The organism is Pseudomonas sp. LABIM340 (assembly GCF_040017195.2).
Taxonomy (GTDB): Bacteria; Pseudomonadota; Gammaproteobacteria; order Pseudomonadales; family Pseudomonadaceae; genus Pseudomonas.
The window spans coordinates 154,450-179,598 of sequence record NZ_CM200227.1 but is presented as its reverse complement, the minus strand read 5'-3'; the positions used below and the strand labels follow the sequence as shown (position 1 = coordinate 179,598).

Annotated in this window: 21 protein-coding genes and 1 pseudogene; 16 read left to right on the top strand and 6 right to left on the bottom strand. The window is 66.6% G+C overall.

All coding sequences use genetic code 11. The features are described 5' to 3' along the window. Window positions 1–42 precede the first annotated feature (42 nt). The 7 genes from ABKS89_RS00865 to cls all read left to right on the top strand — a co-directional run bounded on the left by ABKS89_RS00865 (window position 43) and on the right by cls (window position 6,721). On the top strand, window positions 43–852 hold the full coding sequence (locus ABKS89_RS00865) for an energy transducer TonB (RefSeq protein WP_138213313.1): 810 nt from the start codon (window positions 43–45) through the stop codon (window positions 850–852). A gap of 49 nt (window positions 853–901) precedes the next feature. Continuing rightward, complete coding sequence (locus tag ABKS89_RS00860) at window positions 902–1,618, top strand: MotA/TolQ/ExbB proton channel family protein (RefSeq protein ID WP_081518836.1); 717 nt, start codon at window positions 902–904, stop codon at window positions 1,616–1,618. 1 nt (window position 1,619) lies between these two features. Then, the gene (locus ABKS89_RS00855) at window positions 1,620–2,021 is read left to right on the top strand and encodes an ExbD/TolR family protein (protein ID WP_081518837.1); all 402 of its coding nucleotides are present in this window, start codon (window positions 1,620–1,622) and stop codon (window positions 2,019–2,021) included. Between the two features lie 376 nt (window positions 2,022–2,397). After that, window positions 2,398–3,051 (top strand): gamma-glutamylcyclotransferase, encoded by a 654-nt coding sequence (locus tag ABKS89_RS00850; RefSeq protein WP_348588683.1) that lies wholly within the window; start codon window positions 2,398–2,400, stop codon window positions 3,049–3,051. A 118-nt stretch (window positions 3,052–3,169) separates the two neighbouring features. After that, complete coding sequence (locus ABKS89_RS00845) at window positions 3,170–3,751, top strand: alpha/beta hydrolase (RefSeq protein WP_138213315.1); 582 nt, start codon at window positions 3,170–3,172, stop codon at window positions 3,749–3,751. A 96-nt stretch (window positions 3,752–3,847) separates the two neighbouring features. Next, window positions 3,848–5,245 carry an amidase gene (locus ABKS89_RS00840; RefSeq protein WP_348588684.1) on the top strand — a complete coding sequence of 466 codons (1,398 nt, stop codon included), beginning with the start codon at window positions 3,848–3,850 and terminating at the stop codon, window positions 5,243–5,245. A gap of 42 nt (window positions 5,246–5,287) precedes the next feature. Next, on the top strand, window positions 5,288–6,721 hold the full coding sequence (gene cls / locus ABKS89_RS00835) for a cardiolipin synthase (RefSeq protein WP_348588685.1): 1,434 nt from the start codon (window positions 5,288–5,290) through the stop codon (window positions 6,719–6,721). Window positions 6,722–6,881: 160 nt separating this feature from the next. Here the strand turns inward: cls and ahpF are convergent, their stop codons facing one another. Together ahpF and ahpC are read right to left on the bottom strand one after the other, a co-directional pair. Then, window positions 6,882–8,447 (bottom strand): alkyl hydroperoxide reductase subunit F, encoded by a 1,566-nt coding sequence (gene ahpF / locus ABKS89_RS00830; protein WP_138213318.1) that lies wholly within the window; start codon window positions 8,445–8,447, stop codon window positions 6,882–6,884. A 197-nt stretch (window positions 8,448–8,644) separates the two neighbouring features. Beyond that, window positions 8,645–9,208, bottom strand: coding sequence for an alkyl hydroperoxide reductase subunit C (gene ahpC / locus ABKS89_RS00825; RefSeq protein ID WP_138213319.1), 564 nt, complete (start codon window positions 9,206–9,208; stop codon window positions 8,645–8,647). Between the two features lie 465 nt (window positions 9,209–9,673). Here ahpC and xdhA point away from each other — a divergent pair, with 465 nt between their 5' ends. From xdhA to ABKS89_RS00800, 5 genes and pseudogenes are all read left to right on the top strand, one after another. Further along, window positions 9,674–11,098, top strand: coding sequence for a xanthine dehydrogenase small subunit (gene xdhA / locus ABKS89_RS00820; RefSeq protein WP_348588686.1), 1,425 nt, complete (start codon window positions 9,674–9,676; stop codon window positions 11,096–11,098). Beyond that, a complete protein-coding gene (gene xdhB / locus ABKS89_RS00815) occupies window positions 11,091–13,430 on the top strand; it encodes a xanthine dehydrogenase molybdopterin binding subunit (protein WP_348588687.1) in 2,340 nt (779 codons plus the stop codon). Before xdhA ends, xdhB begins: the two co-directional genes overlap by 8 nt. Continuing rightward, the gene (gene xdhC / locus ABKS89_RS00810; RefSeq protein ID WP_348588688.1) at window positions 13,427–14,287 is read left to right on the top strand and encodes a xanthine dehydrogenase accessory protein XdhC; all 861 of its coding nucleotides are present in this window, start codon (window positions 13,427–13,429) and stop codon (window positions 14,285–14,287) included. The genes xdhB and xdhC overlap by 4 nt, the downstream gene beginning before the upstream one ends. Then, window positions 14,254–15,408 (top strand): annotated as a pseudogene (locus ABKS89_RS00805) (cache domain-containing protein); the annotation flags it as partial. The gene xdhC and the pseudogene ABKS89_RS00805, both read left to right, overlap by 34 nt. A gap of 177 nt (window positions 15,409–15,585) precedes the next feature. Then, a complete protein-coding gene (locus ABKS89_RS00800; RefSeq protein WP_518301069.1) occupies window positions 15,586–16,323 on the top strand; it encodes a methyl-accepting chemotaxis protein in 738 nt (245 codons plus the stop codon). A 472-nt stretch (window positions 16,324–16,795) separates the two neighbouring features. On the opposite strand, the gene ABKS89_RS00795 is transcribed toward ABKS89_RS00800, so the two are convergent. The 4 genes from ABKS89_RS00795 to ABKS89_RS00780 all read right to left on the bottom strand — a co-directional run bounded on the left by ABKS89_RS00795 (window position 16,796) and on the right by ABKS89_RS00780 (window position 19,731). Beyond that, entirely contained in the window at window positions 16,796–17,386 is a 591-nt protein-coding gene (locus ABKS89_RS00795; RefSeq protein WP_348588690.1) for an IMPACT family protein, read from the bottom strand. After that, window positions 17,383–18,054 carry a TetR/AcrR family transcriptional regulator gene (locus tag ABKS89_RS00790; protein WP_348588691.1) on the bottom strand — a complete coding sequence of 224 codons (672 nt, stop codon included), beginning with the start codon at window positions 18,052–18,054 and terminating at the stop codon, window positions 17,383–17,385. Before ABKS89_RS00790 ends, ABKS89_RS00795 begins: the two co-directional genes overlap by 4 nt. 161 nt (window positions 18,055–18,215) lie before the next feature. Further along, window positions 18,216–18,701 carry a hypothetical protein gene (locus tag ABKS89_RS00785; RefSeq protein ID WP_348588692.1) on the bottom strand — a complete coding sequence of 162 codons (486 nt, stop codon included), beginning with the start codon at window positions 18,699–18,701 and terminating at the stop codon, window positions 18,216–18,218. Window positions 18,702–18,894: 193 nt separating this feature from the next. Continuing rightward, window positions 18,895–19,731: an outer membrane protein OmpK gene (locus ABKS89_RS00780; RefSeq protein ID WP_348588693.1), complete on the bottom strand. Its 837-nt coding sequence runs from the start codon at window positions 19,729–19,731 to the stop codon at window positions 18,895–18,897. Window positions 19,732–20,303: 572 nt separating this feature from the next. Here ABKS89_RS00780 and ABKS89_RS00775 point away from each other — a divergent pair. The 4 genes from ABKS89_RS00775 (at window position 20,304) to ABKS89_RS00760 (ending at window position 25,077) form a co-directional block, all read left to right on the top strand. Then, on the top strand, window positions 20,304–21,101 hold the full coding sequence (locus ABKS89_RS00775; protein ID WP_138213328.1) for an AraC family transcriptional regulator: 798 nt from the start codon (window positions 20,304–20,306) through the stop codon (window positions 21,099–21,101). A gap of 276 nt (window positions 21,102–21,377) precedes the next feature. Continuing rightward, window positions 21,378–22,685 carry an MFS transporter gene (locus tag ABKS89_RS00770; RefSeq protein ID WP_348588694.1) on the top strand — a complete coding sequence of 436 codons (1,308 nt, stop codon included), beginning with the start codon at window positions 21,378–21,380 and terminating at the stop codon, window positions 22,683–22,685. Between the two features lie 197 nt (window positions 22,686–22,882). Next, window positions 22,883–23,566 carry an SDR family oxidoreductase gene (locus ABKS89_RS00765; protein ID WP_348588695.1) on the top strand — a complete coding sequence of 228 codons (684 nt, stop codon included), beginning with the start codon at window positions 22,883–22,885 and terminating at the stop codon, window positions 23,564–23,566. A gap of 152 nt (window positions 23,567–23,718) precedes the next feature. Further along, window positions 23,719–25,077: an 8-oxoguanine deaminase gene (locus ABKS89_RS00760; protein ID WP_348588696.1), complete on the top strand. Its 1,359-nt coding sequence runs from the start codon at window positions 23,719–23,721 to the stop codon at window positions 25,075–25,077. Window positions 25,078–25,149: the final 72 nt, after the last annotated feature.

The window sequence follows — 25,149 nt, the reverse complement described above, 5'->3', positions numbered from 1 at the left end:
AAGCGCGACTTAGAGCCGCGCAGACCTGCAAGGAGATCGTTCATGGCTCAACCCCAGCATGCCCTCGCGCCGGATGCGTTCCTGCGCCACGTGCCCGGCGGCGACCTGGTCGATCTCGGCCGCCCGCTGCGCCACGCGCTGGAGCTGGGCCGCCACGTGCCGGCGAAAGCCCGCGCGCTGAGCCGCCGCGAAGCCGTTCTGCTCGGTCTGTTCGCCCTGACACTGCATGGCGCGGTGGTCTACTGGCTGAGCCAGCAGCCCACCCCGCAGCTGCCGGAGGTGCCGCCGCAGGTGCCGCCGATGACCATCGAATTCACAGCACCGACGCCGCCGGTGGTCGAGCCGCCGCCGCCCGAGCCGATTCCCGAGCCGGTGGTACAGGAGCCGCCGCCCCCGGTGGTGGACGAGAACGCGGTGAAACCACCGCCGCCCAAGCCGATTCCCAAGCCCAAGCCGAAGCCAGTTCCCAAGCCCGTGCCCAAGCCGGTGGAGCAACCCGCGCCGCCAAAGGCCGAAACCCCGCCGCCACAACCGGCTCCGCCCGCCCCGGCAGCACCGGCGCCAGCCCCGCTGACGCCGCCCTCGGCCAACGCCGGTTACCTGAAGAACCCGGCGCCGGAGTACCCGCCCCTGGCCCAGCGCCGAGGCTGGGAAGGCACCGTGCTGCTGCGCGTGCATGTGCTCGCCAGCGGCAGCCCGAGCGAGATCCAGGTGCAGAAGAGCAGCGGCCGCGACGCCCTGGACGATGCCGCGGTGCGCGCGGTGAAACGCTGGAGCTTCGTCCCCGCCAAGCGCGGCGACGTGGCCCAGGACGGCTGGGTCAGCGTACCCATCGACTTCAAATTGCATTGATTCAACTTGCCCAGATCAGCCGCACGAGAATCGCGGAAGGAGAAAACCCATGAGTCTGCCCCTGAACCCCCTGGAATCCGTCGAAGGCGCAGTCATCTGGCTGCTGGTCGGCTTCTCCGTCGTCACCTGGGCGCTGGCCCTGGTGAAAGGCGTCCAGTTCACCCGCCAGAAGTCCCAGGACAAACGCTTCCAGAAGCAGTTCTGGAGCGCCACCAGCCTCGAATCGGCCGGTGACCAGGCCGCCGGCAAGCCCGGCGCCGGCGCCCGAGTGGCCCAGGCCGGCTTCGCCGCCATCCAGGTCCAGGACAACGGCCAGCCTGACCTCGCCCAGTCGATCAACCACCAGGACCGCCTCGAACGCGCCCTCCGCCAGCAGATCCAGCGCGAGCGCCGCTCCCTGGAATCGGGCCTGGCAGTGCTCGCCTCGATCGGTTCCACCTCGCCCTTCATCGGCCTGTTCGGCACCGTGTGGGGCATCATGGAAGCGCTCAAGGGCATCAGCGCGGCCGGCTCGGCGAGCCTGGAAACCGTCGCCGGCCCCATCGGCAGCGCGCTGATCGCTACCGGCGTGGGGATCGCCGTCGCCGTGCCGGCGGTGCTGGTCTACAACTACTTCCTCCGTCGCCTGAAGCTCACCGCCGCCGACCTCGACGACTTCGCCCACGATTTCTACAGCCTCGCGCAGAAGAGCGCCTTCCGCGTCGTCACTCTGCCCACCGCCGCACGCAAACCGGCTGCCGGCGCCAGCGTGAAGGAGGCGAGCTGACATGGCCTTCTCGACCCAGGACAGCGACGAGGTTCTCTCCGAGATCAACGTGACCCCGCTGGTGGACGTGATGCTGGTGCTGCTGGTGGTGTTCATCGTCACCGCGCCGCTGCTGACCAACGCCATTCCGATCAACCTGCCCAAAACCGAGGCGGTCGCCCCGCCGGAGCAGAAGGACCCACTGGTGGTGAGCATCGACGGCGCCGGCAAGTGGTTCATCAACAAGGATGAAATCCAGCCGGAGCTGCTGCAGAGCAACCTGGCGGCGGCCAAGGCCAAGGACGCCGAAGTCCGTGTGCAGCTGCAGGCCGACGAGACCGTGAACTACGGCCAGGTGGCCAAGGCCATGGCCTCCATCGAGAAGGCGGGCATTACCAAACTGGCGGTGATCACTGCGCGCTGAGGTACCTGTAAGACACCTGAAACAGAGCGGGTGTAGAAAGGGACCTCCACAACGTACCGAGCTTCAAGGCCGCTCTCCCAATACTCAGGCAGGGGTGAGCGGCCTTTTTTTATTCTCCGCGTCCAGCGGATGGCAGGTTCGCGGGCAAGCTTGCTGCCATGAAAAGCAGGCCCGACCTGAACCGGCGAAACCGTAGGGCGGATAACGCTGGCGCGCTATCCGCCCTACCAGAGCGCCAGCGGCTGCTGCGCCTGCCAAACCACCCGCCGTTCGTCGTCATCCCCGCCCCGGCAATAAACCTATGCCTTTCAGGCCCTTCCGCGACTGCCGGACTTCCACTAAGTTGATGACAGTTAGGAGACCTGAGGGGTACCGCATGACATCGTCTCCCGCCTCGGAAGGCCCGTTCTATCCGCCGACACTGGGGGTGCCGGAACGCTTCACACCCGCGCAGCTGCGCGCCTCGCTCGACATCACCATGAGCGAACACGGCGCCGGTCCCGTGTGGCTGTTCGCCTACGGCTCGCTGATCTGGCGCCCGGAATTCCCGGTGGCCGAGGCGCGCCGCGCGCGGGTGCACGGCTACCATCGCGGACTCTACCTGTGGTCCCTCACCCACCGTGGCACCCCGGAAGCACCGGGCCTGGTGCTCGGCCTGGACCGGGGCGGCTCCTGCGCCGGCTTCGCCTTCCGCCTGCCCGACGACAACCTCGACGCCAACCTCTACGCGCTCTGGGAACGGGAGATGCCCTACGCTTCCTACCGCCCGGAATGGCTGAACTGCCGCCTCGACGACGGCAGCCGCGTGCGCGCCCTGGGCTTCGTCCTCGAACGCCACCTGCCCAGCTACGCCGGCTCTTTGCCCGACAACATCGTCCAGCACGTGCTCGACAGCGCCCAGGGCCACTTCGGCACCACCCGCGACTATGTCGAGCAGACCGCCAGGGCGCTGCGCGAATACGCCATGCCCGACCTCAACCTGGAAGGCATCCTGGCACGCTGCTGCCCGCTGCACCGGGCGCAGGACTGAGGCCTTATCGCCATTCGTTAGATAGAAATACTGCATAAGCAAAGAATTTCTTATTCCTTAACGAATATTAAAACCCTCCCTAGAATGCCTTCTCATGACGATTCGAGAGGGCCGCCCCATGCGCAATGAACGCATCCGCTACCTGATCGTGCCGGGCTGGCACGGTTCCGACGACGCCCACTGGCAGAGCCACTGGCAGCGCGCCCTGCCGAATGCCGCGCGGGTGCAGCAACAGGACTGGATCACCCCGCAGCACAACGACTGGGTCGCCGAACTGGACCGCGAAATCCGCCGCGAACCCGGCCGCGTGGTGCTGATCGCCCACAGCCTGGGCTGCATCACCGTTGCCTCCTGGGCGGCTCGCGCCGACCGCCGCGCCCTCGCCCAGGTCGCCGGCGCACTGCTGGTCGCCCCGGCCGACGTGGAGCGGGAAACCTGCCACGAGGCCCTGCGCAACTTCGCCCCCATCGCCGCGCAGAGCCTGCCCTTCCCTGCCGTGCTGGTGGGTTCGGACAACGACGCTGCCTGTAGCCCGCAACGCGCACTGATCCTCGGCCGCGCCTGGGGTAGCGAGACGGTGATCCTGCCCTCCGCCGGGCACATCAACGTGAAATCCGGCCACGGCGCCTGGGAATCGGGCTACCGTCATCTGTATCGCCTGCAGTACCTGATCGACCAGCAATCGCGCCAGCGCGCCTGACTCTCGAAGTCTTCGAGCGCGGTGTGACGACCGCGCCTATCCCATCACGGCGCGGATTCGGCTAGGGTGAGGCATAGCCCCACGCCGGAGACCGCCATGCCACCGTTGCACGACCTGTCCGCCGTCGAACTGCTGGCCCTGTACCGCTCGCACCAGCTATCCCCCGTCGAGTACCTGGAGCATCTGATCGCTCATATCGACCGCTGGGAGCCGCAGCTCTGCGCGCTCTTCGCCTTCGATCCGCAGCGGGCGATGGAACAGGCGCGGCGCTCCGAAGCGCGCTGGATCCGCTGCGCGCCCTGCGGCGAACTGGATGGCGTGCCGGTGACCATCAAGGAGCTGATCGCCACCCGTGGCGACCCGATTCCCCAGGGCAGCGCCGCCACCCTGCTGCAACCCTCCACCGGTGACGCACCGCCCGCCGCGCGGATGTTCGAAGCCGGTGCGATCCTGCTGGGCAAGACCACGGTGCCGGACTTCGGCATGCTCTCCTCCGGGCTCTCCAGCTTCCACGAACTGGCGCGCAACCCCTGGGACCTGCGCATGAACCCCGGCGGCTCCAGCGCCGGCGCCGCCTCGGCCGCCGCCGCCGGCTACGGGCCGCTGCACATCGGCACCGATATCGGCGGTTCGGTGCGCCTGCCGGCGGGCTGGTGCGGCCTGGTCGGCTTCAAGCCGAGCTTCGGGCGCATTCCCATCGACCCGTACTACACCGGGCGCTGCGCCGGGCCGATGACCCGCACGCTGGACGATGCGGCGCTGATGATGAAGCACCTCACCCGCCCGGACTGGCGCGACGCCACGTCGCTTCCGCCGGCGGACCTGGACTGGCACATCGAGCCGCTGGACGTGCAGGGCCTGCGCATCGGCCTGCAACTCGACCCCGGCTGCGGCCTGCAGCCGGACGCGGAAGTCCGCGCTGCCGTCGAGGCGGTCGCGCAGCGCTTCGCCAACGCTGGCGCGGAGATCGTCGAAGTGCAGCCGATCCTCGACCGCGAGCTGCTCGATGGCCTCGACAAGTTCTGGCGCGCGCGCCTGTGGGCCGAGCTGGAAAACCTGCCGCGCGAACGCCAGGCCAAGGTGCTGCCCTACATCTACCAGTGGGCCGAGGGCGGCGCCTCGGTCAGCGGGGCCGACGCGGTGCGCGGCTACAACCGCACTTTCGACATGCGTCGACGGGCCGCCGAGCAATTCCACGAAGTAGACTTCCTGCTCTCGCCGACCAACCAGGTCTCAGCCTTCCCGGCCGAGTGGGCGTCACCCACCAACGACCCGGCGCTGCCCTTCGAGCACATCGGCTTCACCGTGCCGTGGAACATGTCCGAGCAACCGGCACTCTCAATCAACTGCGGCTTCACCAGCGCCGGCATGCCCATCGGCCTGCAGATCGTCGGCCCGCGCTTCGCCGATATAGCTGTGCTGCGCCTGGGCAAGACCTACGAACACTGGCGCGGCCCCGTCAGCCGCTGGCCGCAGCCGCCGGGAGTCAACTAGGCTCAGCCATACCGCCGACCACAAGGAACCGATCGCGCGCCCATGCAGTACACCACCTACATCGCCCACTTCCTGGTCGTCATCCAGCTGCTGGGGATCATCGCCGCGGTCCACGCCGTGCTCAGCGTGCGCACCGCGCAGGGCGCCATCGCCTGGGCGACGTCGCTGGTGTTCATGCCGCTACTGACCCTGTTGCCCTACCTCGTCTTCGGCCGCAGCCGCTTCGACGCCTACATCGGCGCACGCCGGCAGGCCAACGAGGAAATGCACGTCGCCGCCGCCGAACTGGACTGGCGGCCCTGGGTGGAAGAAGCCCTCGCCGCCCGCCAGTACCACGCCTACAAGTCGCTCAAGGCGATGGTCGGGCTGGCGCGCATGCCGACGCTGGCGAACAACAAGGTGCGCCTGCTGGTGAACGGCAAGGCCTCTTTCGACGCGATGTTCGAGGCCATTTCCAGCGCGCAGAAAGTCATCCTGGTGCAGTTCTTCATCATCCGCGACGACGCCCTCGGCCAGCGCCTCGCGCAACTGCTGCTGGAGCGCGCGGCCAACGGTGTGGACGTGTTCCTGCTGTATGACGGCATCGGCAGCCATGCGCTGTCGCGTCGCTACATCGAGCGCCTGCGCCAGGGCGGCGTGCAGGTGCACGCGTTCAGCACCGGCAGCGGGATGATCAACCGCTTCCAGGTGAACTTCCGCAACCACCGCAAGATCGTGGTGGTCGACGGCGTGCGCGGCTTCGTCGGCGGGCACAACGTTGGCGTCGAATACCTGGGCGAGAAGCCGCCGCTGGCGCCCTGGCGCGACACCCACATCGAACTGCACGGCCCGGCGGTGGCCTGTCTGCAGGAGTGCTTCGCCGAGGACTGGTTCTGGGCCACCCATACTCTGCCGACACTGATCCTGCCCGACGGCTACGACGACGCCGGGATGCTCTGCCAGGTGGTGCCCAGCGGCCCGGCCGACACCCAGGAAACCTGCTCGCTGTTCTTCGTCGAATCGATCAACGCGGCGGTGGAGCGGGTGTGGATCACCACGCCGTATTTCGTCCCGGACGAAGCCGTCGCCGCCGCGCTGCGCCTGGCGGTGCTACGCGGCGTGGACGTGCGCATCCTGCTGCCCGCCCGGCCGGACCACAAGACGGTCTACGCCGCCTCCAGCCTCTACGCGCTGGACGCCGTGCGCGCCGGCGTGCGGGTGTTCCGCTACCAGCCGGGGTTCCTGCACCAGAAAGTGGTGCTGATCGACCACGACAGCGCCGCTGTCGGCAGCGCCAACCTGGACAACCGCTCCTTCCGCCTGAACTTCGAGATCATGGTGATCACCGTCGACGAAGGCTTTGCCCGCGACGTGGAGAGCATGCTGGAAGAGGACTTTGCGCAGTCGGTGGAGATGACCCTGGACGACCGCAAGCGCGTGCATCGCCTGCAGCAGCTGGGCATGCGCGTGGCGCGGCTGGTGTCGCCGATTCTCTGACCCGCAATACCGGACTCAACCTGTAGGAGCGCGCCATGTGCGCGATCGCGGGCATGGCCCGCTCCTACAGGGAAAACTACCGCCGTGATTGCGACCGGCAAAAAGAAAACGCCCGGTTCACTCGTGTGAACCGGGCGTTTCTTTCTCTAGCGCGAGGTCATCAGGCTGGCGCGGAGGAGCGGATCAGGTGGTCGAAGGCGGAGAGCGACGCCTTGGCGCCTTCGCCGACCGCGATCACGATCTGCTTGTACGGTACGGTGGTCACGTCACCGGCGGCGAAGATGCCCGGCAGCGAGGTTTCACCGCGAGCGTCGACGATGATCTCACCACGCGGGGTCAGCTCGATGGTGCCCTTGAGCCATTCGCTGTTGGGCAGCAGGCCGATCTGCACGAAGATGCCTTCCAGGTCGACGGACTTGAACTCTTCCGAGTTGCGGTCCTTGTAGACCAGGCCGGTGACCTTCTGGCCATCGCCCTTCACTTCGCTGGTCAGCGCGCTGGTGATCACGTCCACGTTCGGCAGGCTGAACAGCTTGCGTTGCAGCACGGCGTCGGCGCGCAGCTTGCTGTCGAACTCCAGCAGGGTCACGTGGGACACGATGCCGGCCAGGTCGATGGCCGCCTCGACGCCCGAGTTACCGCCGCCGATCACCGCCACGCGCTTGCCCTTGAACAGCGGGCCGTCGCAGTGCGGGCAGAAGCAAACACCCTTGGCCTTGTATTCCTTCTCGCCCGGCACGCCCATTTCGCGCCAGCGGGCGCCGGTGGCCAGGATCAGCGACTTGGCCTTCAGGCTGCCGCCGCCCTCGAACTGCACTTCGTGCAGGCCGCCGACGGTCTTCGCCGGGATCAGGGCGCTGGCGCGCTGCAGGTTCATGATGTCGACGTCGTAGTGCTTGACGTGCTCTTCCAGCTGGCGAGCCAGTTTCGGGCCTTCGGTCTCGGTCACCGAGATGAAGTTCTCGATCGCCATGGTGTCCAGCACCTGGCCGCCGAAGCGCTCAGCCGCGACGCCGGTACGGATGCCTTTACGAGCGGCGTAGATGGCCGCCGCAGCGCCAGCCGGGCCACCGCCGACGACCAGGACGTCGAACGCTTCCTTGGCCGACAGCTTCTCGGCTTCGCGGGCAGCGGCGCCGGTGTCGATCTTGGCGAGGATTTCTTCCACGCCCATGCGGCCCTGGCCGAACACTTCACCGTTGAGGTAGATGCTCGGGACAGCCATCACCTGGCGGCGCTCGACTTCTTCCTGGAACAGCGCGCCGTCGATGGCGACGTGGCGGATGTTCGGGTTGAGCACGGCCATCAGGTTCAGCGCCTGGACCACGTCCGGGCAGTTCTGGCAGGACAGCGAGAAGTAGGTTTCGAATACGAACGAACCCTGGATGCCCTTGATCTGCTCGATCACTTCGGCTTCGAGCTTGGACGGGTGGCCGCCGACCTGCAGCAGCGCCAGCACCAGGGAGGTGAATTCGTGGCCCATGGGGATGCCGGCGAAAGCCAGGCCGATGTTCGCCCCCGGGCGGTTCAGCGAGAAGGACGGCACGCGTTCGTCGCGACCATCTTCACGCAGGGTGATCTTGTCGGTCAGGCCGACGATTTCGTGCAGCAGCTCGCTCATTTCGCGGGATTTGTCGCTGTCATCGAGGGACGCGACGATCTCGAACGGCTGCTGGACCTTTTCCAGGTAGGCCTTCAACTGGGTTTTAAGCGTGGCGTCCAACATGATTCAAATCCTCGGAATCTGAGCAAAGGGGTTCCCCGGCAGGCTTTTCAGCCCACCCTACGCACGCTTTTGGCTTGGGTAGGGAGGATGCCGGTAGGCATCCTCGGGGTGTTGCCAAACGGCTCGGGAAGCTTTCGTGGGCGGACGCCCGGTGGTTGCGCGGCGGGAGCCGCCGCGCAACCGCTTCCCGATCGTTCTTAGATCTTGCCGACCAGGTCCAGGGACGGAGCCAGGGTCTTCTCGCCTTCTTTCCACTTGGCCGGGCAGACTTCACCCGGGTGAGCGGCGGTGTACTGGGCAGCTTTCAGCTTGCGCAGGGTTTCGCCGACGTCACGAGCGATCTCGTTGGAGTGGATTTCGACGGTCTTGATGATGCCTTCCGGGTTGATCACGAAGGTGCCGCGCAGGGCCAGGCCTTCTTCCGGGATGTGCACGCCGAAGGCGTTGGTCAGCTGGTGGGTCGGGTCGCCGATCAGCGGGAACTGAGCCTTGCCAACAGCCGGGGAGGTTTCGTGCCACACCTTGTGGGAGAAGTGGGTGTCGGTGGTCACGATGTAAACCTCGGTACCAGCGTCACGGAACGCAGCGTAGTTGTTGGCGGCGTCTTCGATCTCGGTCGGGCAGTTGAAGGTGAAGGCTGCCGGCATGAAGATCAGTACCGACCACTTGCCCTTCAGGGACTGCTCGGTGACTTCGATGAACTTGCCATTGTGGAAAGCGTTGACCTTGAACGGTTGAACGGCGGTGTTGATCAGATTCATTAGGCAATTCCTCGTAGAGAGTTGTCGTTTAATCGAGTGGTCGATCGGTTGAAATTCGACAGGGGCAAGATTATCGCCTGATGACAATGAATGCCCATTGATTTAGGGCATCACGAAAATTGAGTCTCTCTATGGAGAGAACTATATAAGGAAGAAGTTTCCTATCAGACGAATCGCAACCTCCTACGCCCGGATTCGTGACGCGAGGTGTCTGGCCCGAGGACTTTCAGCCTTCCTCCGACGCACCGATCTACCCACCTTCGCCCGAAAGCGCCGCGAGGACAACGCCAGTCGCGACGTATGGCGCTTCGAAGCTTTTCGAGCGAAGCGGTTTTCCTGCCCCACTGGTCATGCCTGCCCACGAGCCTATGCTTGTGCCTGAGAGCCCTTCGTACGCGGCTCCCGATGCTTACGGACAGCCTTCGCGAAGCGGCGCGGCCGCACGCATGACGACGAGGACTCCCGATGATCCAGTTCCTGCTCGGCGACGAAACGGTCCAGGCCGATGGCTTCGCGCCCGAGACCAGCCTGCTCGACTACCTGCGCATCCACCGCGCTCGCACCGGCACCAAGGAGGGCTGCGCCTCGGGTGACTGCGGCGCCTGCACCGTGGTGCTCGCCGAGCCCGAGGGCGAAGCGCTGCGCTACCGTGCGGTGAACGCCTGCATCACGCTGCTGGGTGCGGTCCACGGGCGCCAGGTACTGACCGTGGAGCACCTTGGCGAACCCGGCGCGCTGCACCCGGTGCAGCAGGCGATGGTGGACTGCCACGGCTCACAGTGCGGCTTCTGCACGCCGGGCATCGTCATGTCGCTGTTCGCCTGGCACCACTCGCCACCGCCGCACGACCGCGAGACGGCGCTGACCGCGCTCTCCGGCAACCTCTGCCGCTGCACCGGCTACCGGCCGATCCTCGACGCCGCCACGCAGATCGCCGGGCAACCCTGCCACGACCGCTTCGCCCAGAACACCGCCCTCACCGTCGCCCGTCTTCGGGAGATATCCACAGCCGGCGCGCTGCACGACGGCGAGGCGCGGGCCTGGTTGCCCGCCTCGCTGGATGATCTGGATGCGCTGCTGCAGCGTCACCCGCAGGCGCGCCTGATCGCCGGCGGCACCGACCTGGCGCTGGAAGCCACGCAGAACCTGAAAGCCTTCCCGGCGCTGATCCACCTCGACCGGGTAAGCGAACTGCAGCGCCTGGAAGTCCACCCCGAGCACCTGCTGATCGGCGCGGCGCGGACCTACGCCGACTGCCTCGAAGCACTACAGGAATTCCCCGGCGTCACTGCCCTGCTGGAACGCCTGGGCTCGCTGCAGATTCGCCAGCGCGGCAGCCTGGGCGGCAACATCGCCAACGCCTCGCCCATCGGCGATATGCCGCCCGTGTTGCTCGCGCTGGATGCCCGCCTGCGCCTGCGAAAGGCGGGAGCCGTACGCGAGGTTGCCATCGACGGCTTCTTCACCGGCTACCGGCAGACTCTCCTGCAACCCGGCGAGTACATCGAAGCGCTGCTGATTCCGCGCCTGCGCGGTAACCAGCGGTTCCGCGTCGACAAGATTTCCAAACGCCGCGACGACGATATTTCAGCCGTCTGCCAGGCCCTGCGCCTGGACCTCGATAACACCGGCACCGTCACTGACGTGCGCCTCGCCTGCGGCGGCATGGCGGCTACCCCCTTGCGCGGCGCAAAGACCGAAGCAGCCCTGCGCGGCAGGCCCTTCGACGCTGCCGCCGTGGCCGCCGCACAAGCGGCGATCCCACAGGATTTCCAGCCCATCGACGACCTGCGCGCCAGCGCCGCCTATCGCCTGAAGGTGGCGCAGAACCTGTTGCAGCGCGCACTACTGGAATGGACCCAAAGCCCTGCGGAGGTGCGCCATGCGTAGCCTGCCACTGCTGGCCAGCAACGGCGTCGCGGTCGCCATCCACAGCGCGGGCAAGCCCCGCGAGCACGACAGCGCCACGCTGCACGTGAGCGGTGCCGCGCGCTATGTGGACGACCTGAAGGAGCCGCGCGACCTGCTGCACGCCGCCGTCGGCCTGAGTGAAATCGCCTGCGGTGCCGTGCTCTCCCTTGACCTCGACGCCGTGCGCAACGCGCCCGGCGTGGTGGCCGTACTGACCCTGGACGACGTACCCGGCCACACCGACATCGGCCCGGTGTTCCCCGGCGACCCGCTGTTGGCTGGCGAGCGAGTGAAGTACCACGGCCAGGCGCTGTTCGCGGTTGCCGCGCAAAGCCTGATCCAGGCGCGTCGGGCAGTGCGTCTGGCGAAAGTCGAATACGCGAAGGAGGATCCGCTGATCGACCCGCTGCGAGCCAAGGCCGAGGAACGCTTCGTGCGCCCGCCGCACCACATGCGCCGGGGCGATGCGCAGGCAGCGCTGGAGAACACTCCGCAGGTGCTGGAAGCCCGCCAGTTCATCGGCGGCCAGGAGCATTTCTACCTCGAGGGCCAGGCCTCGCTCGCCCTGCCCGGCGACGACGGCGGCATGCTGGTGCACACCTCCAGCCAGCACCCGAGCGAAGTGCAGAAGCTGGTGGCCGAAGTGCTGGCCATCCCGCTGGCCAAGGTCACGGTGGAAGTGCGGCGCATGGGCGGTGGCTTCGGCGGCAAGGAAACCCAGGCCGCGCCCTTCGCCTGCCTCGCCGCGCTGCTGGCGAACAAGACCGGCCGCGCGGTCAAGCTGCGCCTGCCGCGTGCCGAGGACATGCGCCTGACCGGCAAGCGCCACCCGTTCCACAACCGCTACCGCATCGGCTTCGACGACGGCGGCCGGCTGCTCGCCGCGCAACTCGACCTGGTGGGCGACTGCGGGCATTCGCCGGACCTCTCCGACGCCATCGTCGACCGCGCGATGTTCCATGCCGACAACGCCTACTTCATCCCCGACGTCGCCATCTCCGGCTACCGCAGTTTCACCAACATCGTCTCGCACACCGCCTTCCGCGGCTTCGGCGGACCGCAGGGGATGATGATCATCGAGCGCGCCATGGACGACATCGCCCGCGCGGTGGGCAAGGACCCGCTGGAGGTGCGCAAGCTCAACCTTTACGGCGGAATGGGCCGGGAGCTGACGCCCTACCACCAGAAGGTCGAGCACAACCTGCTGGGCGAGCTGATCGCGCGGCTGGAACAGAGCAGCGACTACGCCGCGCGCCGCTCGGCGATCCACGAGTTCAATGCGCGCAGCCCGGTACTGAAAAAGGGCCTGGCGCTGACGCCCGTGAAGTTCGGCATCTCCTTCACCGCGCAGCACCTCAACCAGGCCGGCGCGCTGATCCACCTCTACACCGACGGCAGCATCCAGCTGAACCATGGCGGCACCGAGATGGGCCAGGGCCTGAACACCAAGGTCGCGCAGATCGTCGCCGAAGAGTTCCAGGTGCCGCTGGAGCGCGTGGTGATCACCGCCACGCGCACCGACAAGGTGCCCAATACCTCGCCCACAGCCGCCTCCAGCGGCACCGACCTGAACGGCATGGCCGCCCGCGACGCCGCGCGCACGCTGAAGAAGCGCCTGATCGACTTCCTCGCCGAACGCGATGGCGTGAAGCCGCAGGAGATACGTTTCGAGCGCGGCGGCGTGACCGTCGGGGCGCAGCACCTGGGCCTCACCGAGGTCATCCAGGCCGCCTACTTCGCGCGCATCCAGCTCTCCGCCACCGGCTTCTACCGCACGCCGAAAATCTTCTACGACCGCGAGAAGGGCGAAGGTCATCCGTTCTTCTACTTCGCCAATGGCGCGGCGGTATCCGAGGTGGAAGTGGACACGCTGACCGGAGAATACCGCGTGCTGCGCGTGGACATCCTCCACGACGTCGGCCGCAGCGTGAACCCGGCCATCGACATCGGCCAGATCGAGGGCGGCTTCGTCCAGGGCATGGGCTGGCTGACCACCGAGGAGCTGCGCTGGGACGACACCGGCAAACTGCTCACCGTGGGGCCGGCGACCTACAAGATCCCGGCGGTGAGCGACGTACCGGAAGACTTCCGCGTGGCACTGTTCGAGCGTCCCAACGAGGAAGACAGCGTGTACCTGTCCAAGGCCGTGGGCGAGCCGCCGTTCATGCTGGCGATCTCGGTGTGGTCGGCCCTGCGCGACGCCATCGCCAGCCTCGCCGATTACCGCCTGAGCCCCGACCTGGATACGCCAGCGACGCCGGAGCGGGTACTCTGGGCCTGTGAGGCGATGCGCCAGGAGACCCCAGCATGACCCGCCACTGGATGGACGCCATCGCCCGCCTGCGCGACAGCGCCGAGCCCTACGTGCTGATCACCGTGATCGGCGTGCAGGGCTCCACGCCCCGCGAATCGGGCAGCAAGATGCTGGTCACTGCCGGGGAAGCCTTCGACACCATCGGCGGCGGCCATCTGGAATTCGCCGCCATCGAGCACGCGCGCCAGCTGCTGCTGGCCGGCAAGGACAGCCAGGCGCTGGAACACTTCCCCCTCGGCGCGCGGCTGGGCCAATGCTGCGGCGGGCGCGCCAGCCTGCTGTTCGAATGCTTCGCCGCGCGCGGGCCGCAGGTCGTGCTGTTCGGTGCCGGCCACGTGGGCCGCGCCCTCGCGCCGCTGCTGGCGGGGCTGCCGCTGCGCCTGGAATGGGTGGACAGTCGCGCGGCGGAGTTTCCCCAGTCGGTTCCCGAGGGCGCGCACATGCGCCTGCTGGAGGAGCCGGAAGACGCCGTGCACGAGGCACCGCCGGGCAGCTACTTCCTGGTCATGACCCACAACCACCCGCTGGACTACGCCATCGCCGAGGCCGTACTCAAGCGCGGCGATGCCGGCTTCCTCGGCATGATCGGCTCGCGCACCAAGGCCCGGCGCTTCCAGATGAGGCTGGAACAGCATGGTTATCCACAGGAGGTGATTGCGCAGATGCATTGCCCCATCGGTCTCCCCGAAGTCCCCGGCAAGCGCCCACTGGAAGTGGCCATCTCGGTGGCCGCCCAGGTCATCGCCCGCTATCACCAGGACGCCCCCGCCCGGCAGACCCGCGAAGGTGTGGAGTGGGCCGCGCTTTGTAGTGAAGGCGCATGCGGCGACGCGCCAGCGGACGCGAAAACCTGACCAATGGGACAACAGTTTTCCCCGCTGCCGCCGATACACTCAACGACCCCGTCTCTTCGCCCGCCACTGGCGGGCGTTTCGTTGTGCGTTCGGAGGAAAACAAGAACATGCGCCTGCGAAGTATCCAGACCCAACTCATCCTCAGCATGGGCGCTGCCCTGCTGATCAGCCTGCTCATCGTCCTCGGCCTGTATGCCGTGCTGGTCAATCGCCTGAGCGAGCGCTACCTGCTCGAACAAGCGCTGCCGGCGAGCATCCAGGCGATTGCCAACGACTTCGAGAAGCGCCTCACCGGCCCCATCACTGCGGCGGCCGGCATTGCCGACAACACCCTGGTGCAGGACTGGCTGGCCGCCGGCGAAAGCCCGGAGAAGCTGGCCGAGTTCACCCGCTACCTGGGCGGCATCCGCGCCTCCCAGAAGGCCTTCTCGGCGCTGATCACCTCCAACGCCAGCGGCGCCTACTACAGCGACAAGGGCAAGGAACGCACGCTGAGCCGCAGCGAGCCGAAGGACAGCTGGTACTTCCAGTTCATCGACAGCGGCAAGCCGCGCATGTGGAACATCGACACCGATGGCAGCACCGGCGAACTGGCGCTGTTCATCGACCAGCGCGTGGAACGCGACGGCAAGCTGCTGGGCATCGCCGGGCTGGGCCTGGAGATGCGCGAGCTGTCGACGCTGATCCGCGACTTCCGCTTCGGCCAGTCCGGCCGTGTGTACCTGGTGAAGAACGACGGCCAGGTGCAGATCCACCCCGACGCCTCGCTGCCCAAGGGCCGCAGCCTCGCCGACCTGATCGGCGCCAGCGCCGCAAGCGCGCTGCTCGGCCAGCAGGGCTTCCACAGCGCCCGCTTCGAGCGCGACGGCGAGGACTACCTGGCCGCCAGCCTGCCGCTGCATGACCTGGGCTGGACCCTGGTGAGTGAAGTGCCGGAAGCGGAAATCTACGCCGATGCCCGCGAGGCGCTGGCCTTCTCCGGCCTTGCCGGGGCCCTGGTCGCCCTGCTCTGCCTGGCGTTGGTGGTGCTGATGGCGCGCAGCCTGGCCCGACCGATCCGCCAGGTGACCAGCGCGCTGCTGGAAATCGGCGGTGGCGGCGGCGACCTCACGCGCCGACTGGACGACAGCCGCGCGGACGAACTGGGCGACCTGGCGCGCGGCTTCAACCGCTTCCTCGAAGGCCAGCGCGCGCTGATAGGCGCCGTGCTCGGTACCAGCCAGCAACTGCTGCGCACCGTTGGCGAAGTGGCGCAGGTGGTGGACAACACCGCCGACCGCGCCGGCCGCCAGCAGGAGATGACCGACATGGTCGCCACGGCGGTGAACGAAATGGGCAGCACGGTGCAGGAAATCGCCCGCAACGCCGAGCAGGCCGCCAGTGCCTCGCAGCAGGCGCGAGAGGAAGCCGGCGAAGCACGGCGCGTAGTCGGCGGCTCACTGCAGGTCGGTCAGCGCATGTCCGAGGAGATCGGCGAAGCGGCCGGTGCCGTGGGCGAACTGGCCGGCCAGGTAGCGAGCATCGACCAGGTGCTGGCGGTGATCCGTGGCGTGTCCGAGCAGACCAACCTGCTCGCCCTCAACGCCGCCATCGAGGCGGCACGCGCAGGCGAACTGGGCCGTGGTTTCGCCGTGGTGGCCGATGAGGTACGCACGCTGGCCAGCCGCACCCAGGGCTCGACCGACGAGATTCTCACGATCATCCAGCGCCTGAAGGGCGGTGCGGAGGCCGCGGTTCGCTCGATGCAGTCCAGCCAGCAGACCACCGGGCAGAGCCTGGCGGCCAGCGAACAGGCCGGCGCCTCGCTGGGCGCCATCGCCGATCAGGTGGAGCGCATCAGCGACATCAACCACCAGGTCGCCACCGCCACCGAGGAACAGTCGGCGGTGACCGAGGAGATCAACCGCAACGTGCAGGGCATCGCCGACCTCGCCCACGCCACTACCCGCGAAGTGCAGCACGGTCGCGAGCAGTGCCGCGAGCTACGCAACCTGGCCGATGACCTGGCGCGGCAGATGGCGCAATTCCGCCTTTGAGAGGTCCTGGCGCCGGCCTCGCGCCGGCGCCTTTTCCCCAGCGTTATCCACAGATTTTCCAAGCGAAGCGGCAGGCTTTTCGCTATGGCCGGCGGGTGATGACGACCGATCAGCGCACGAAGTGTCTCGCCAGCGAGACACCTTGCCCACAAGTTGCCCACAGATTGTCCAGAGACTTGCCCCCAGCCCTCCGGACGCCGCCCGCGCATCCGTCGAAAAGCCCGAGCCCAGGCCCTGCAAGCCCTGCATCAATCCAGTGAATAATTCACCGAATGGTCAGAAGTGGCGTCCGACGAGGTTCCGGGGGAGTTTCACCCACACCTTTTCCACAGCTTGTTCATATTTTGCTCAACAGGCCCGAGAGCAATTGATCAAAAAAAGATCGAAGCGCTGAAGACCGCGGGGTACGGGGGCAGGAGAGGTCCTGCCACAGGTTATCCACAGGCGGTTCCACGGTGTTTGGGGAGAAGAATCAGGCGTCCAGCAACTGCGCCTGCACGCGACCACGGCTGAGGTCGCCCAGCAACTTCTGCAGCGGCTCGACCTGGGTGGTCGGCAGGTTCAGCGTCATGCGCACGCCTTGCGCGCCAAAGGCTTCGTCTTCGACGCTGGCGCCGAGCGCCAGCACCCGCGCCTTGAACAGCGCGTGCTCGGCGAAGCTGCAGTCGAATGCCAGCCGGCTGCTGGGCACCAGCTCGATGCGTTCGGCGTCCTGCAGGCATTTCGCCGCGCAGCCGCCATAGGCGCGGGCCAGGCCGCCGGTGCCGAGCTTGATGCCACCAAACCAGCGGCTGACCACGACCACCACGCGGTCCATGTCTTGCCCCTCGATGGCGACCAGCATGGGCCGGCCGGCAGTGCCGCCGGGCTCGCCGTCGTCGCTGAAGCGGTACTGGTTGCCCAGCTTCCAGGCCCAGCAGTTGTGCCCGGCGCTGGGGTCGCGGTGGGCGGCGAGGAAGGCCTGGGCCTCGGCTTCGCTGGCGATGGGGGCGGCGACGCAGTGGAAGCGGCTCTTGCGGATGTCTTCCTGGTAAACCGCGGGGCCGGTGAGGGTGAAACTCATGCCGAGGCCGGCGGCGGCGTCAGCCCGCAACCCTTGAGGATGATGCGGATGAGGTTGTCGCTGGCATCACCGAAGTCCTGCCTGGACAGGCGCTTGCGGCCGGTGACGAAGCCGATCTGGGTGGCGAAGTCGGCGTAGTGCTGGGTGCTGCTCCAGATCAGGAAGATCAGGTTCACCGGGTCCACGGCGTCCATCCTGCCGGCGTCGATCCAGGCCTGAAACACGGCGGCGCGGCCGGCGAACCAGGTGCGGTAGTCCTGGCTGAAGTGCTCGGAGAGGCACTCACCACCGCTGATGATCTCCATGGCGAATACCCGCGAGGCCTGCGGGTAACGGCGGGAGAATTCCATCTTGGCGCGGATGTAGGTGGCCAGCGCAATGGCTGGGTCATCGTCCACGGTCAGGTGGTTGAAGGTGCTGTCCCACAGTTCGAGGATGTTGCTCAGCACCGCCACGTACAGCCCCAGCTTGTTACTGAAGTAGTAATGCAGGTTGGCCTTGGGCAGGCCGACGCGCTGGGCGATGGTGTTCATGCTGGTGCCCTTGAAGCCGTGGCGGGCGAACTCCTCCTCGGCGGCGGCGAGGATGGCTTCCTCGTTCTTCTGGCGAATGCGGCCGGCGGGCTTTTCGCCGTTGGGCGCGGTATGGGCGGGTACCTGGAGGGTCATGCGGGATGTCCGTGCATTGAGCGGGGGCGCTGCATGGATAACCCAGGCGGGTGGCGGGATTCAAGCGCGAGACGTGAAAAAGGGCAGGATCCGGAGTCTCCGGACGATCCGGCTCCCGCCCCAGCCGCGACAGCCCCCGGGAGTGGGCCGGGGGCATGGCATCACTTGGTGGTGCCGGTGGTACCGGAGCTGTGGTGGCCACCGCCACCGCCGTGGTTGCCGATGGCAGCGCCAATCGCAACGACCGCGGCGCCGATGCCGACGGCTTCACCGACGGTCAGCTGGCCGTACAGGGGAGTGGCCAGACCCATGCCGGAGCAGGCCGACGGCAGCGGAACGATCGCGCCGGCGCGGTCCTTGTCGTCCTTGTCGGCTGCATGGGCGGTTTGCGCCTGATCCTTCTCGTTCTCCGTGGCGCCGCCCCACAGTGGCGCGCAATCGTTGGCGGCGACCACGGCCTTCTGTTCCTCTTTCGGCTCCTCTTTCACGGGCGCCGGCTTGGAGCGGGTGATGACGTCCTGGTAGAAGCCACCCGCGTGGGTTTCATCATGGACTTCGGTCGGCGGAATGCTGGGGTGCCCGAGGGGCGCTGCCAGCAGGGGGGTGCCCAGGCTCGCGGCGATCACCGCGATCAACAGTTTCTTCATGGCTCACATCTCCTAAGGTGAAGCAAAAGAGATGCAAAGCTAGAGGTTGGCGGGAGCCCGACCAATTGGCTATGAGCCGGATGGCCTGTCGGCAATTTCCGAAAGATTTGCAGATATTGCTGCAGGCTCAAGAAACTTCTGTACGAAGCCTGAAAAGACCGACCCCGCCAGGCGGCGGGGTCGGTGAGGAACATCAGAAGTGGTACTTGACCAGTGCGCTGACGGTGTTCTGGTCGGTGGTGAAGTACTGCGAATCCTTGATGCCGTACTTGTCGGACCAGTAGTCGTACTCGATACCCACGTACAGGTGCTTCGCCTCGTAACCCAGGGACTTGCCCAGGTCATACTTCAACTGCGGGTTGAAGTGCAGGTTGGCGTGGTAGTCCGACTGGTTGCGGTGGCTGGAGCTGGCGTCCTTGTTGTTCACGACCCAGTCCATGAAGCCGTCGAACAGGATGTCGGAATTGCCCACCGGGAAGGTCATGGCCCAGGCCGGGGTGATCTGCCAGGCGCCGGACGGCACGCGATTGCCATCGGGCTTGCGGTAGTAGAAGTTCAGCTGGAAGTAGTCGAAGCCCGGCAGCGCCAGGTCGAAGCCCGGACCAACCAGGTAGGACTCGACGTCGCCTTCGCCGAACTCGTAGGTGGTCGCCAGCAGCACGTCCTTGACCGGGCCGAAGGACAGGTCGGCGCCGGTGATCTTGCCGAACGACAGGCGCGGGCTGAATTCACCGTAGTAGGTGTTCTTGCCGTTGGTGGCGCTTTCCTTGCCGTTGTAGTTGATCTGGTCGACGAAGAACCAGATGTCGCCCCAGGTCCAGGCGCTCGCGCTCTCGAAGGTGAAGGTCTGCTGGATCGGCGGATCTACCTTGAAGTTCTTGCCCCACAGGTAGGTCAGGCTTTCGTTGTGCCAGATCAGCGGGCCGTCATTGGAAGCCGGCGCCGGGGCCAGGTCTTCACCGCCAGCCATGGCCTGCCCGGCCGCGAGCAGCCCGCCGGCGAGCAGCAGGGATGCGAGAGTGCGAGTCATGCGTTGCTCCTAATCAGTGCAGTCGTGTTGCGTTTTTTAATTGTCGGTGGAACCTGTCCGATCGGTCAGGCCTGGCGAGGAAAAGCAAGATTGGCGCCAATCCTGTCCAGATTTTCCACTTTTATGACGAACCCCTTCAGGTCCGCTCCTTTGGCTGGGAAGACGCAGGTGCACGGGACGGGCCATTTCCTGACTCACAGGACAACTTCGCTTGTTTGGAGGGCATCGGCCCCAACAGGAGGCACTGCCATGGCGATTGCCGACCAGAAGATTGGATACATGACAAACCTGTGTTGAAACGAATCAACACAAATTGTGTATACAACTATCCTGTGGGAAATCTACACAACAACCGTCGGACCACACCACGCGTTTTTCCGGGCGCGGATAATGCCAGACAAGGGCCTTCACCACACCTGTCAGAGTGTCTCGGACCGCCCGGCGGTCGAGCCGTCGGATGCTTCCTTCAGGGCTCGAACTCCGCCGTTCGGGTCGGCAACGGCTCTGATCCGGCTTGAGGTGAACGGGGCGGCCTGCCAGACTTCGATTCTCCAGCGACATTTCCCAAATTTATACCGATGAAAGGACAAGCTCCCGAACTGCAACGCCTGATCCCGGTGCTCGACCGCCTGCCGCGGCCGGTCTATGCGCGCGCTGAGCGTCTACGCGCGGGTTCCTGGACCAGCAAGCACCATCACGCCTGGGTGCAGCTGTCCTACGCCATCACCGGGGTGCTGGGTGTGCACACGGCCGAAGGCAGCTTCTTTGCGCCACCGCAGCGGGCGATTTGGATTCCGGCCTTCCTCGACCATGAAGTAGTGACCTCGACCCAGGCGGAAATGCGCAGCCTGTACATCCGCGACGACGCCTGCCGGTGGGCGCCGGACCGCTGCCGGGTGCTGGAGGTGACGCCGCTGGCGCGCGAGCTGATCAAGAGCTTCTGCGAGCTGCCGGTGGATTATCCACAGGGCGACAGCGCCGAATCGCGGCTGGTGGAAGTGCTGCTGGACCAGCTGCGCGACCTGCCGGAAGTCGCCTTCTCCCTGCCGATGCCGCAGGAGGGCCGGCTGCTGCAGCTGTGCCAGACGCTGATCGACCACCCCACCGACAGCCACACCCTGGGCGACTGGGCGCGGCGCATCGGCACCTCGGAGAAGACCCTGTCGCGGCTGTTCCAGCGCGAGACCGGGATGACCTTCCGCCTGTGGCGCCAGCGCCAGCGACTGCTCGCCTCCCTCGGCTCGCTCGAGGCCGGTGATAGCGTGACGGCGGCGGCGCTGGATTGCGGGTACGACTCGACCTCGGCGTATATCGCGTCGTTCAAGGGGTTGTTCGGGTTTACGCCGGGGGACCTGTTCCGCCAGCGGTAGGGCATCCAGCGACGCTTTCGCAGGATGGGTATCGCTTCGCTCCACGCCATCCTGCGACTCCTCAGATCGGCGGATTTCCGCTCAGCACCCGCTCCGATAAGCGCCGCTTCGCCTGCCGGCATCTCCCTAAAAACAGCCGAAACCCTTGTGCCACGCGGCTTTCGCGCCTTGGCACGCTGCCTGCTATCGCCTCGACACTGCGCCGCCCTCGCGGCGCGCCGGTGTGCCGTTCCGCAGTCCGCGCACCTGACGACAACAACGACAAGAGGAATACCCATGGATAGCGCAAGCGCCGTCTCAGCTTCTGCCGCACCCCGCACGACTTCCCAGCGTATCAAGTCGATCTTCAGTGGCTCGGTCGGCAACCTGGTCGAGTGGTACGACTGGTACGTCTACGCCGCCTTCTCGCTGTACTTCGCCAAGGCGTTCTTCCCCCAGGGCGACATGACCGCCCAGTTGCTGAACACCGCCGCGATCTTCGCCGTGGGCTTCCTGATGCGCCCGGTGGGCGGCTGGCTGATGGGTATCTATGCCGACCGCAAGGGCCGCAAGGCGGCGCTGCTGGCCTCGGTCCTGCTGATGTGCTTCGGCTCGCTGATCATCGCCCTGACCCCCAGCTATGAAACCATCGGCGTCGGCGCGCCCATCCTGCTGGTGCTCGCGCGCCTGCTGCAGGGCCTGTCGGTCGGCGGCGAATACGGCACCTCCGCGACCTACTTGAGCGAGATGGCCAACAAGGAGCAGCGCGGCTTCTTCTCCAGCTTCCAGTACGTCACCCTGATCTCCGGCCAGCTCATCGCCCTGGCGGTGCTGATCGTGCTGCAGCAGACCCTGACCGTCGAGCAGCTGGAAAGCTGGGGCTGGCGTGTGCCGTTCCTCATCGGCGCGCTGTGCGCGGTCGTCGCCATGTACCTGCGTCGCAACATGGAAGAGACCGAGTCCTTCACCAAGAAGAAGGAAGAGCCCAAGGAAAGCCTGATGCGCTCGCTGATGCGCCATCCCAAGGAAGTCCTGACCGTGGTCGGCCTGACCATGGGCGGTACCCTGGCCTTCTACACCTACACCACCTACATGCAGAAGTACCTGGTGAACACGGTGGGGATGAGCAAGAACGACTCCACCATGATCTCGGCAGCCACCCTGTTCCTGTTCATGCTGCTGCAGCCCCTGGTCGGCGCGCTGTCGGACAAGATCGGCCGTCGCCCGATCCTGATCGCCTTCGGCGTGCTGGGCACGATCTTCACCTACCCGATCCTCAGCACCCTGCACACCATCGACACCTGGTGGGGCGCGTTCTTCCTGATCATGGCGGCGCTGATCATCGTCAGCGGCTACACCTCGATCAACGCCGTGGTGAAGGCCGAGCTGTTCCCCACCGAGATCCGCGCCCTGGGCGTGGGCCTGCCGTACGCACTGACCGTATCCATCTTCGGCGGCACCGCCGAGTACGTGGCGCTGTGGTTCAAGAGCATCGGCATGGAGAGCGGCTTCTACTGGTACGTCACCGCGTGCATCGCCTGCTCGCTGCTGGTCTACGTGACCATGAAGGACACCCAGAAGCACTCGAAGATCACCACCGACTGATTGGGCTCCTTGCCCAGGCCCCGGCGCACACTCTCCGGGGCTTTTTATCCACAAGGCCCGGCTCATGCCGGGCCTTGTCGTTTCAGCGTCTCACTGCAGGAGCGCGCCATGCGCGCGAGCGCGGGCATGGCACGCTCCTACAGGAGAAACCCCGCTGGGTTATCCTTCAGCATCCCCTTCACTTGCTGGAGCCTGCCATGACCACCCCGAAATCCGCCCTGATCATCGGCGCCTCGCGCGGCCTCGGCCTGGGCCTGGTGCGCGAGTTGCTGGAGCGTGGCTGGGACGTCACCGCCACCGTGCGCGACGTCGTCCACCCGGGCGAGCTGGCCAATCTGCCGGTGCGCGTCGAAGCCCTGCTGCTGGACGACATCCACTCCCAGGACCGCCTCGCCGAGGCCCTGGCCGGCGCGCACTTCGACCTCGTTTACATCAACGCCGGCATCTACGGGCCGCCGCACCAGTCGAGCATCGACGCCAGCCTCGCCGACGTCGGCCAATTGTTCATGGTCAACGCCATCGCCCCGCTGCGCCTGGCCGAGCGCCTGCTGCCGCGCCTGAATGCCGACAACGGCGTACTGGCCTTCATGACCTCGGAGCTGGGCAGCGTCGCCGGCAACCAATCCGGCGGCATGGCGCTATACCGCGCGAGCAAGGCGGCACTCAACTCACTGACCCGCAGCTTCGTCGCCGAACTGGGCGAAACCGGCATCACCGTGCTCAACCTGCATCCGGGCTGGGTGCGCACCGACATGGGCGGCGAGTCCGCGCCGCTGGACGTGCAGACCAGCGTGAAGGGCCTCGCCGATCAGGTCGAAGGCCACGCCGGCCGGGGCGGGCAGTTCTACCTGGACTACCAGGGAACGACGATCGACTGGTGACGGCCAGCCCCGTGGGCGTTACCATGCGCCCACGTCTGACTCTCGGGTCAACGGACCTGGATCAGCAGACAGGGTGAACACTGAGCTGGCTTCCCATGACCCCATGGAGCCGGCTCGATACGAACGGCTCCGTCCGTTTGGAGAACTCACCCATGTCTTCCCCGCGTCTCTGGCTGCGCAACCCGCTGGCCATCTTCACCGCCAATGACCTCGACGCCCGTGGCGGCATCGTCGTCCAGGACGGTCGCATCGTCGAACTCATCGCCCTCGGCCAGCAGCCCTCGATTCCCTGTGAACAGACCTTCGACGCCAGCCAGCACGTGCTGACGCCCGGCCTGATCAACACCCACCACCACTTCTACCAGACCCTCACCCGCGCCTGGGCGCCGGTAGTGAACCAGCCGCTGTTCCCCTGGCTGAAGACCCTCTACCCGGTGTGGGCGCGCCTGACCCCCGAGCAGCTCGGCGTGGCCACCAAGGTGGCGCTGGCCGAACTGCTGCTGTCGGGCTGCACCACCGCCGCCGACCACCACTACCTGTTCCCCGACGGCCTCGAGCAGGCCATCGACGTGCAGGCTGGCGTGGTCCAGGAACTGGGCATGCGCGCCATGCTCACCCGTGGCTCCATGAGCCTGGGCGAAGCCGACGGCGGCCTGCCGCCGCAACAGACCGTGCAGAGCGCCGAGGACATCCTCGAAGACAGCCAGCGCCTGATCCGCGAATACCACCAGCGCGGCGAAGGCGCCCAGGTGCAGATCGCCCTGGCGCCCTGCTCACCGTTCTCGGTCACCCCGGAAATCATGCGCGCCAGCGCCGAACTTGCCGAGCGCGAGGACGTGCGCCTGCACACCCACCTCGCCGAAACCCTCGACGAAGAAGACTTCTGCCTGCAGCGCTTCGGCCTGCGTACCGTGGACTACCTGGACAGCGTCGGCTGGCTCGGCCCGCGCACCTGGCTGGCCCATGGCATCCACTTCAACGACGAGGAAATCCGCCGCCTGGGCGAAGCCGGCACCGGCGTCTGCCACTGCCCCAGCTCGAACATGCGCCTGGCCTCGGGCATCTGCCCGACCGTGGCGCTGGAAGCGGCTGGCGCGCCGGTGGGCATTGGCGTAGACGGCTCGGCCTCCAACGACGCCTCCAACATGATCCTCGAAGCCCGTCAGGCCCTGTACATCCAGCGCCTGCGCTACGGCGCCGAGCAGATCACCCCGGAACGCGCACTGGGCTGGGCGACCCGTGGTTCGGCGAAGCTCATCGGCCGCAGCGACATCGGCGAGCTGGCCGTGGGCAAGCAGGCAGACCTGGCGCTGTTCAAGCTCGACGAACTGCGCTTCTCCGGCAGCCACGACCCGCTGTCGGCCCTGCTGCTGTGCGGTGCCGACAAGGCCGACCGGATCATGATCGGCGGCAGCTGGCGGGTCATCGACGGCGAAGTCGAAGGCCTCGACCTCAAGCGCCTGATCGCCGACCACACCCAGGCCGCGCGCAAGCTGCTCGGCACGCTGTAAGGCTTGATGCGCTGGAGCGGACGGAGTCCGCTCCAGCGCATCCTTCGACATCGTCACCCGCTCCTGCCTTTC